This is a genomic window from Rhodococcus sp. EPR-147 (assembly GCF_001647185.1).
Classification (GTDB): domain Bacteria; phylum Actinomycetota; class Actinomycetes; order Mycobacteriales; family Mycobacteriaceae; genus Rhodococcoides.
Genome location: NZ_LVCU01000225.1, coordinates 1 through 10,167 on the forward strand (window position 1 = coordinate 1; position 10,167 = coordinate 10,167).

General features: G+C 65.5%; 7 protein-coding genes and 1 pseudogene. 7 read left to right on the top strand and 1 reads right to left on the bottom strand.

The window, feature by feature from the left end; all coding sequences use genetic code 11:
• The first annotated feature begins 277 nt into the window (after positions 1–277).
• Positions 278–2,191, top strand: coding sequence for a cytochrome c oxidase assembly protein (locus tag A2J02_RS11065; RefSeq protein WP_231911439.1), 1,914 nt, complete (start codon positions 278–280; stop codon positions 2,189–2,191).
• Positions 2,192–2,203: 12 nt separating this feature from the next.
• Here the strand turns inward: A2J02_RS11065 and A2J02_RS11070 are convergent, their stop codons facing one another.
• A complete protein-coding gene (locus A2J02_RS11070; protein ID WP_231893809.1) occupies positions 2,204–2,629 on the bottom strand; it encodes a MarR family winged helix-turn-helix transcriptional regulator in 426 nt (141 codons plus the stop codon).
• 130 nt (positions 2,630–2,759) lie between these two features.
• Between A2J02_RS11070 and A2J02_RS11075 the strand changes: the two genes are divergently transcribed.
• The 6 genes and pseudogenes from A2J02_RS11075 to A2J02_RS11100 form a co-directional block, all read left to right on the top strand.
• The gene (locus A2J02_RS11075; RefSeq protein WP_068050061.1) at positions 2,760–4,508 is read left to right on the top strand and encodes an ABC transporter ATP-binding protein; all 1,749 of its coding nucleotides are present in this window, start codon (positions 2,760–2,762) and stop codon (positions 4,506–4,508) included.
• Positions 4,509–4,518: 10 nt separating this feature from the next.
• The gene (locus tag A2J02_RS11080; protein WP_179272051.1) at positions 4,519–5,151 is read left to right on the top strand and encodes an IMPACT family protein; all 633 of its coding nucleotides are present in this window, start codon (positions 4,519–4,521) and stop codon (positions 5,149–5,151) included.
• Positions 5,152–5,317: 166 nt separating this feature from the next.
• Positions 5,318–5,791: a single-stranded DNA-binding protein gene (locus A2J02_RS11085; protein WP_068050067.1), complete on the top strand. Its 474-nt coding sequence runs from the start codon at positions 5,318–5,320 to the stop codon at positions 5,789–5,791.
• Positions 5,792–5,906: 115 nt separating this feature from the next.
• Positions 5,907–7,586 (top strand): energy-dependent translational throttle protein EttA, encoded by a 1,680-nt coding sequence (gene ettA, locus A2J02_RS11090; protein ID WP_032402531.1) that lies wholly within the window; start codon positions 5,907–5,909, stop codon positions 7,584–7,586.
• A gap of 1 nt (position 7,587) precedes the next feature.
• Positions 7,588–7,998: an acyl-CoA thioesterase gene (locus A2J02_RS11095; protein ID WP_068050063.1), complete on the top strand. Its 411-nt coding sequence runs from the start codon at positions 7,588–7,590 to the stop codon at positions 7,996–7,998.
• A gap of 127 nt (positions 7,999–8,125) precedes the next feature.
• Positions 8,126–10,167, top strand: a pseudogene (locus A2J02_RS11100) (NAD-glutamate dehydrogenase domain-containing protein); the annotation flags it as partial.

Consider the following 10,167-nt stretch of genomic DNA (forward strand, 5'->3'; position numbering starts at 1 on the left):
CCCGACACGGCCGCATCCATCACGACGCGAGCGACGCCGTGAGTACGGACAAGTACGACGCTGTGTAGGACTCGCGTTTCGAGTACTTCCGATCACCTCTTACTCTGGTGGTATGGCAACACCGGATCTCGAGAAGCCCGAACCCTCGACCGCTGAACTCCCGGCGGACGATGTCCGGGCGAACGACGGTTCGACGAACGACGATCCACGGTCGACCACCACGACGGTGTTCGCCACCGCAGGCGTCATCGCCGGTGTGGTGGCCGCACTCATCGTGATGCTCTCCGCCTCCGATGCGCTGGTATTGCTCGGAATCCCGGATCCGGGCCCGGCCACCACGTACGGTTTGCCTGCGCTGAGGGCCATCGGCGAGATCGCCGCCGTCATCGCCATCGGATCCTTTCTGCTGGCCGCGTTCCTCGTACCGCCGCAGAAGAACGGGATTCTCGACGTCGACGGGTACCGCGCGGTCCGGACCGGTTCGGTGGCGTCGATCATCTGGGCCGTCTGCGCCCTGCTTCTGGTGCCTTTGACGTTGTCCGACACCTCGGGGCAGCCGTTCGCCGAGGCCATCAAACCGGCCAACCTGTGGATTGCGCTCGACCAGGTGGAGATCGCCAGTGCCTGGCGCTGGACCGCCATCATGGCCGTTGTGCTCGCCATCGCGTCGCGCACGGTGTTGCGGTGGGCCTGGACGCCCGCACTGCTCGGGTTCTCCCTCGCGACGCTGCTGCCGATCGCGCTGAGCGGACACTCCTCGGCAGGCGGCTCGCACGACATCGCCACCAACAGTTTGATCCTGCATCTCGGGGCCGCGTCACTGTGGGCGGGCGGACTGTTCGCGCTGCTGGCGCACGTTCGCAGGCGTGGTGCACACGCCGATGTCGCGGCTCGCCGATTCTCCACGATCGCCGGAGTCTGCTTCGTGGTCATGGGCATCAGCGGCGTCATCAACGCCCTGGTCCGGGTTTCGCTCGCCGACCTGTTCACCACCACCTACGGCCTGCTGATCGTGGGCAAGATCGTCGCCCTGATCGTGCTGGGCGGCTTCGGCTGGATGCAGCGCCGCCGTGCCCTACCGGCACTGATCGCCGATCCCACGGCCCGCGGGCCGCTGCTCCGGTTCGCCGGTGCCGAGGTGCTGGTCCTCGCTGCGACCATCGGGCTGGCCGTCGGGCTCGGCCGCACACCTCCGCCGGCCGAGATCGACCCCAATCTCACGACCACAGAAGCGGCACTCGGGTACAACCTCAGTGGCCCGCCGACGTTCGCGCGCATGGCGCTGGACTGGCGCTTCGATCTGATCTTCGGCACCGTGGCAATCGTCATGGCCGTGGTGTACCTGATCGGCGTCCGGCGGCTGCGGCTGCGCGGAGACGCGTGGCCCGTCGGCCGTACGGTCGCGTGGGTGCTGGGCTGCCTCACGCTGCTGATCAGCACGTCCTCGGGAATCGGTCGATATTCCACGGCCGTGTTCAGCGTGCACATGACCGGACACATGATGCTCTCGATGCTGGCCCCCGTCCTCCTCGCGCTCGGTGGCGCGCTGACGCTGGCGTTGCGGGTACTGCCTGCGGCCGGCAAGGACGGCGTCCCCGGGATGCGCGAGTGGTTGCTGATGGGCCTGCACAGTCGACTTTCGCAGTTCGTCACCCATCCGCTCGTCGCGGCGCTGATCTTCGTGGGCGGCTTCTACGTGCTCTACCTCGGCGGAATCTTCGGGGCGGTACTGGACAGTCACGGCGCGCACCTGCTGATGAACCTGCACTTCGTGCTCAGCGGTTACCTGTTCTACTGGACCGTCATCGGAGTCGATCCGTCTCCGCGCAAGATCGCTCCGGTCACCAAACTCGCCGTCGTGTTCGGATCGCTACCGTTCCATGCCTTCTTCGGAGTGGCTCTGATGAGCATGAACACCGTGATGGGTGGCTGGTTCTACCGGACGCTCGGGCTGGACTGGAACTCCGACCTGCTCGGAGATCAGAAGCTCGGCGGCGGTATCGCCTGGGCCACAGGCGAGGTTCCGCTGGTGCTCGTCATGCTGGCGCTGCTGATCCAATGGACCCGCAGCGACGATCGAGATGCCAGGCGCAGTGACCGCGCCGCCGAGCGCGATCACGATGCCGACCTGGCCGCGCACAACGCGATGTTCGCCGAGCTCGCACGACGCGAACGGACCGGCGAGCAGTAGTACTCGGTCGGTTCAGCCGGTCTCGGCGATCTTGCTCAACAGTCGGTTCAGCTCGTCGCGTTCCGCGGGCTCGAGGCCGTCGAACATTTCCGACGACACCTGACGGCGCGCGTCGTCGATTCTGTCCAACAGCGCGCGGCCGGTGTCGGTCAGCTCGACCAGGACGGCTCGCCGATCGCTCGGATCCTGTTGCCGGATCACCAGGTGCGCCGCCTCGAGGGAGTCGACGATGTCGGTGGCCGATCGCGCGACGATGCGCAGGTGCTCGGCGAGATCGCGTAGTCGCACGGACTCGGGCTCGCGCGCCAACACGTGCAGGGCCCGACTCTGTGAGGGATTGAGGCCGAACGGTTCCAACGCAGTCATGTGGCTGCGCCGGATCTGCCGCGCGACGGCCATGAACTGCTCGCTCAGGTTGGGCGAGTGTCCGGTTTCCATGTACGGGATCATAGCGACGGTTGCTCACTACCTCATAGTGAGGTAGCCTCTGCATATTACTTCAGCTACCACGGAGGTCTACTTGGAAAGCCGACCCGAACGTTCTCTCCTCGCGTCCGATCCAGCACCCGTGCGCCGAGTCCTGGCTCTGTTCACGCCCTACCGCCGCAAGATCGCCGTCGTCAGTGCGATCATCGTCGTCAGCGCGATCATCGCGCTCGCGTCCCCCTTGCTTCTCCGCGAACTCCTCGATCATGCGATACCCGACCGCGATGTCACGCTCGTCAGCCTGATCGCACTCGGCATGATCGCAGTTGCAGTCGCCACCAACACTCTCGGCGTCGTGCAGACCTGGATGTCCAACGGCGTCGGTCAGCGACTCATGCACGATCTACGCGTCCAGGTCTACTCGCACCTGCAACGCCAATCCCTCGGATTCTTCGCACGCACCCGCACCGGCGAGGTGCAATCACGCATCGCCAACGACATCGGCGGCATGCAATCGGTGGTCACCAATACCGCAACGTCCATCGCGCAGAACGCGACGACCGTTGCCGCGACTGTGGTCGCCCTGTTCCTGCTCGACTGGAAGCTCGCCACGTTCTCGTTGATCATCCTGCCGGTCTTCGTCCGTGTCGCTCGCCGCATCGGCGACGAGCGGCGCAAGATCTCCACCAAGCGACAGAAGTTGCTCAGCGACCTATCGGTGCAGATCGAGGAATCACTCTCGGTCAGCGGCATTCTGCTGGGCAAGACCACCGGCTCTGCGCAGGTGTTGACCGAGAAGTTCGCCGACCGATCCCACGAAGTGGCCGGGGTCGAACTTGCAGCGATGATGGCGGGAAAGTGGCGCATGGCCACCATTCAGATCAGCTTCGCCGTCATGCCTGCCCTGGTGTATTGGTTCGCCGGCATCACCATCGGGCAGGGGAGCGCACTGACGATCGGAACTCTGGTCGCGTTCACCGCTCTGCAGACCCAATTGTTCCGGCCCACCATGCAATTGCTCAACACCGGCGTCGAGGTGCAGGCCTCGCTCGCACTGTTCGGGCGAGTGTTCGAGTACCTCGATCTGCCGATCGAGGTGGCCGAGCCCGCCCATCCGGTGGCGCTGCCGCGCGAGTCCGTCCGCGGAGACGTCGCCTTCCGCGCCGTGGACTTCACCTACACCTCGGCAACAGTTCCGACATTGAGCGGCATCGACCTCGAAATCCCGGCAGGCAGCACACTCGCTCTCGTCGGCGCAACCGGGTCCGGCAAGACGACTCTGGGCTATCTCGTTGCGCGGCTGCATGATCCGACGGCTGGATCGGTGACGATCGACGGCATCGACCTGCGGGAGATGGCTTCGGAGACCATCGCCGACCTGGTCGGCGTCGTCTCTCAGGAGACGTACCTGTTCCACGCCACCATTCGAGAGAACTTGCGATTCGCCAAACCCGACGCCACCGACGAGGAGATTTTCGCGGCGGCCCGAACGGCACAGATCCACGACTTCATCGACGGCCTCGACGACGGGTACGACACCATGGTCGGCGAACGCGGGTACCGCTTCTCGGGCGGTGAGAAGCAACGCATCGCCATTGCCCGAACGGTGTTGCGCAATCCACCGATCCTGGTGCTCGACGAAGCGACCAGCGCCCTCGACAATCACACCGAACGCGCAGTGCAAACCGCGCTCGACGGCCTGATGAACGGGCGAACGACCATCCTCATCGCGCATCGACTGTCCACGGTGCGCTCCGCGGACAGCATCGCAGTACTCGATCACGGCGTCGTTCGCGAGGTCGGAAGCCACGAATCCCTGTTGGAGAACGACGGCATGTACGCCCGATTGGTCCAAGCCGCAGACGATGTGGTTGACAGTGTTGCCGCATGAGTGAGACCGGGTGACCCCACTGCGTACCATCGCCGGTCGCGTCGAGTGCGAGATCGAGATCAAGAAGTCGAGGTTTCTCGCGGTCGTCGATCGCGCGGCCACGGAAGCCGAGGCGCGAGCTGTGATCGACGCGGCCCGCAAGGCCGATCCTGCTGCCGGACATCACTGTTCGGCGTTCATCGTCGATGTGTCGCCGCCGGATCCGCGCATCGAGCGGTCCAACGACGACGGTGAACCGAGCGGTACGGCAGGTACACCGATGCTCGACGTGCTGCGCGGGCATCACCTGACCAACGTCGTCGCGGTCGTCAGCAGATATTTCGGCGGAACCAAGCTGGGCACCGGCGGACTTGCCCGTGCCTACGGCGGAGCGGTGACCGAGGCGTTGTCCGGAGCGATGTTCCTGACCCGGGAACGACGCGAGATCATGACTCTCGAACTCGACCACGCCGAGGTCGGTCGCGTGGAATCGGAACTGCGCGGGCACGGGGTTGTCGTCGTCGGCACCGCCTACGGCGCGTCCGCGGTACTGACCGTCGCGGTTCCGGACGCCGATTCGACTGCGGCGCTGGTTGCTTCGCTCACTGCGGGGCGAGTGATCCCCGAGCTCGACGGCCACATGTACGCCGAAGTTCCCGACTAGCACACGGTCCCGACATTCTCGGGTCGCGCGGGCCCCGATTCGGGTGCTTCATCCACAGGCCGGCCGGTTGTCCACATTTCGTGAACTCGTTCACCACGGACGTCTTCCGCGTAGCAGTGTCGATCTCGATCGCAACCACGCGACATCGATCGAGGGGGAACACACCATGTACGAAGCACAGTGCGCAGTTGTCGGAACGGTCATCACCAATCCCGTCAAGCGCTCCACACCCACCGGCGACGAGGTCCTCAGCTTCCGGATGGCCAGCAACGCCCGACGTCAGGATCGCAACACCGGCGAGTGGACCGACGGCGGAACCCTCTACCTGACGGTCACGTGCTGGCGTCGTCTCGTGCGCGGCGTCGGAGCATCGCTGATGAAGGGCGACCCGATCATCGCCTACGGGCAGCTGAGGACCAACGAGTACACCAACCGCGACGGGGTCGAACGCGCCGATCTGGAGATGCGGGCCAGCGCCGTCGGACCGGATCTCGCGCGCTGCAACGTCTCGATCCATCGGACGAAAGCGGTGGCACCCGAGGCTGCGCCGGACGGCGATCCTGGAGCTACCGAACCTGTGGACGAGGATCGGGACCACGATCGCATCGAGGACGACGTGCGCGAGTCCGTTCCGGCTTGACGGTCTCCCGGCATCCGCCGTCCGCGCTGCATCGGAACCTCGATCGAGTGCGGGCGGCGGCTACGCGCTCGGGCGGTGGTGCCGGAGACCCACTCGCACCGATAAGCTGGGCGTCATGGCTGAATTCATTTACACCATGAAGAAGGTGCGCAAGGCGCACGGCGACAAAGTCATCCTCGACGACGTGACGATGAGCTTCTATCCGGGAGCGAAGATCGGCGTCGTCGGCCCCAACGGCGCCGGTAAGTCCAGCATCCTCAAGATCATGGCGGGAATCGATCAGCCCGGAAACGGTGAGGCGTTCCTCGCTCCCGGTGCCTCGGTCGGCATCCTCATGCAGGAACCGGTCCTCGACGACACCAAGACCGTTCGCGAGAACGTCGAGGACGGTCTCGGCGAGACGATGGTCCAGCTCAAGCGGTACAACGAGATCGCCGAGTTGATGGCAACCGACTACTCCGACGAGCTGATGGAAGAGATGGGCGAGCTGCAGGAAAAGCTCGACCACGCCGATGCCTGGGAGATCGACTCCCAGCTCGAACAGGCCATGGACGCGCTGCGCTGCCCGCCGCCCGAGTCGCCCGTCACCAACCTCTCCGGTGGTGAGAAGCGCCGCGTGGCGCTGTGCAAGCTGCTGCTGAGCAAGCCCGACCTGCTGTTGCTCGACGAGCCCACCAACCACCTCGACGCCGAGAGTGTGCTGTGGCTCGAGCAGCACCTGGCCGCATACGCAGGCGCGATTCTCGCCGTCACTCACGACCGGTACTTCCTCGACCACGTCGCGCAGTGGATCGCCGAGGTCGACCGCGGACACCTGTACCCGTACGAGGGCAACTACTCCACGTACCTGGAGAAGAAGGCCGAACGTCTCGAGGTCTCGGGCAAGAAGGACCAGAAGCTGCAGAAGCGCCTCAAGGACGAGCTCGCCTGGGTTCGTTCCGGTGCCAAGGCACGTCAGGCCAAGAGCAAGTCTCGTCTGGCTCGCTACGACGAGATGGTGGCCGAGGCCGAGAAGACCAGGAAGCTCGACTTCGACGAGATCCAGATCCCCAACCCGCCGCGCCTCGGCGACGTCGTGGTGGAGGTCAAGAGCCTGGACAAGGGCTTCGACGGCCGCGTGCTGATCAAGGATCTCTCGTTCACGTTGCCCCGCAACGGTATCGTCGGCGTCATCGGCCCCAACGGCGTCGGTAAGACGACGCTGTTCAAGACCATCGTCGGGCTCGAGGAGCCGGACGGCGGCGAGGTCAAGATCGGTCAGACCGTCAAGCTGAGCTACGTCGACCAGAACCGCTCGGGCATCGACTCGAAGAAGACGGTGTGGGAGACGGTCTCCGACGGTCTGGACTTCATCACCGTCGGCAGCTCGGAGTTCCCGTCGCGTGCGTACATCAGCTCGTTCGGGTTCAAGGGCCACGATCAGCAGAAGCCTGCCGGAGTGCTCTCCGGTGGTGAGCGGAACCGTCTGAATCTGGCGATGACGCTCAAGCAGGGCGGCAACCTGATCCTGCTCGACGAACCGACCAACGACCTCGATGTCGAAACGCTCGGATCTCTCGAGAACGCTCTCGAGGAATTCCCGGGCTGCGCCGTGGTCATCTCCCACGACCGGTGGTTCCTGGACCGCACCTGCACGCACATCCTGGCGTGGGAAGGTGGCTTCGGCGACAACGAGGCCGCGTGGTACTGGTACGAGGGCAACTTCGAGGGCTACGAGGCCAACAAGGTCGAACGCCTCGGACCCGACGCGGCCCGCCCGCATCGCGTCACGCACCGTAAGCTGACCAGAGACTGACATGCCGGCGAAAACCTTCACCTGCACACTTCAGGTGCGGTGGGGTGATTCAGACCGTCTCGGCCACGTCAACAACACCCGGTTCGTCGAATACCTCCAGGAGGGCCGCGTTCAGTTCCTGAACGCGGTCTTCGGGGGTCCGGGTGTGCGCGGCGCAGCGGTGGTGCGGAAACTCACCACCGATTTTCTGCATCCGATTCTCGACGATTCGGGTCCGCTGACGATCGAGCTGTGGATCACCCGCATCGGGACCACCTCGTACGGCGTCCGGCACGTGGTGACCGACCGGGACGGAAAAATCTGTGCGGATGCCGAAGCACTGATGGTTGCCTTCGATCTCGCGACGTCTTCCTCTCGTCCTTTGTCGGAGGACGAGAGGAAGCTTCTCGCGGAGTATCTCGGCTCGGAGTAGTTCGCCACGCGCCGGCTCAGCGAGGTCACTGCGGTAACAGGGTGTTCGACACTAAGGTCGAGGAGTCATCGACGACCGGCGATCGGCGGGCGTCGGGAAAATCCTCACGAGGGAGTACTCGAACACCATGCCACGCTCGCTGGACCTGCCCGACAACGACTGGGCCGACGGCCTCGACGACCGACTCCTGGCCGAGCTGGCGACACTGCAAGCCGAGTACTTCGAGCACGTGGACACGACGGCCGTCGGAGCGTCCGCGCACACTCCCGACACCACGTCCTTTCACCGGCACGTCCGGTTGGCCGCTCAGCGGCTGCCCGATACCGCGAACGTAGCGGTGCACCGACCCAGCGAGTCGAGTTCGGCCGCCCATCAGGCCGCGGGCAGCTATCTGCAGATCGTCACCGACGACATGCCGCTTCTCGTCGAGTCGGTCATCTCGCTGCTGTCCCGACTCGGCATCGAGTACACCGACGTGGTCCATCCCATTCTGTCGGTCGCCCGCGACGCGGACGGCGAGCTGACGGGTCCGAGCGCCGACGGTCGACACGAATCCTGGATTCACGTCCAGCTGCATCCGTCCACGCCCGCGGAGGCCCTCGACCGCGTGGAGTCGGAGGCGAGCCGGGTGTTGGCCGACGTGCGTCAGGTCGTCGGCGACACCGATCGCATGCGTCGGGTGCAGGCCGAGGTCGCCGATCTCCTCGACGGTGCGGCCCAGCGGGCCGGTGATGCGGAGTCCGACATCGCCGTCGAACATCGCGACGCAGCCGCGTTGCTGCGCTGGCTCGGCGACGGTCACTACACGCTCCTCGGGTACCGCCGGTACCGGCTCGGCGGCGTCGACGGTGCACGGACGGCCACCGGGGAGGAGTCGAGCAGCCTCGGGGTGTTGCGCGACGCGGCCCACGACGTGCACGGTTCGGAGCCGCTCGGTCAACGCGACCTGGTCGCCCTGACACAGGGAGCGAGTCCGGCGACGGTGCACCGCGCCGTCTACCCCTACTTCGTGAGTGTTCTCGACGCCGAGAACTCCGCCGAACACCGTTTCGTCGGCGTCTTCACCGTGACGGCGCTGCACGAGAACGTGCTCGACATTCCGGTGATCGAGCGTCGGGTGCGCTCGGTGATCGCCAGGGCCGGCCATGATCTCGGGTCGTTCTCGGGTCAGGCGATGCTCGAAGTGCTGCAGTCGATGCCGCGCTCGGAACTGTTCGCCACCTCGGCGGCCTGGCTGTTCGAGACCGCGAGTGCTGTTCTCGCACTGGGCCGTCGGCGCAAGGTCAAGCTGTTCGTGCGGCCCGATGCCGGCGGGTCCTTCGTCTCCGCCCTGGTGTACCTGCCGCGAGATCGCTACACCACCCGTGTTCGGCTGGCCATTCAGGATCGGCTGCTCCGTGAGCTCGGCGGCACTTCTCTCGACTACACGGCGCGCGTGACGGAATCGGACCTGGCGCTGCTGCACGTGACCGTCCGCCGCACGCCGGGAACGGCATCGACGGAGCTGGCCGCCGAGGACATCACCCGGATCGAGGCGGCTCTCACCGAGACCACCAGAACCTGGGAGGACTCCCTCGGCGACGCGGTCTCGCTGGACCGCACCGTGGACCCGCTGCGGATCCAGCGCTACACAGAGGCGTTCCCCGAGGCGTACAAGCAGGACTTCAGTCCGGCTCGTGCCGTGACCGACATCGCTCGCCTCGAAGGGCTCGGCGACGAGTCGATCGACATGCAGCTCTACCGCAACGAGCAGTCGGCCGTGGGTAGCTGGCGGTTCTCGCTGTACATCGGCGGCGCGGGTGTCTCGCTGTCGCAGGTGCTGCCCATCCTGCAGAGTCTCGGCGTCGAGGTCGACGACGAACGACCGTACCCGGTGGTGCGGCCGGACGGAATGTCCTGCTGGATCTACGATTTCGGGCTCTCGGCCTCACGCGAGATGCTGCGTTCGGCAATCGACGGTGACATCGACGCGGAGTTGTCCGAGGCGGGCACCGCCGATCGCGAGAGCCGAGTGCAGCACCGATTCACCGATGCGTTCGCGGCAGTGTGGAGCGGCGAGGCGGAGGCCGACCGGTTCAACGAGCTGGTCATGCGCGCCGGCCTGCACTGGCGGCAGGCAGTGGTGTTGCGCGCGTACGCGAAGTACTTACGCCAGGCCGGTTTTCCCTA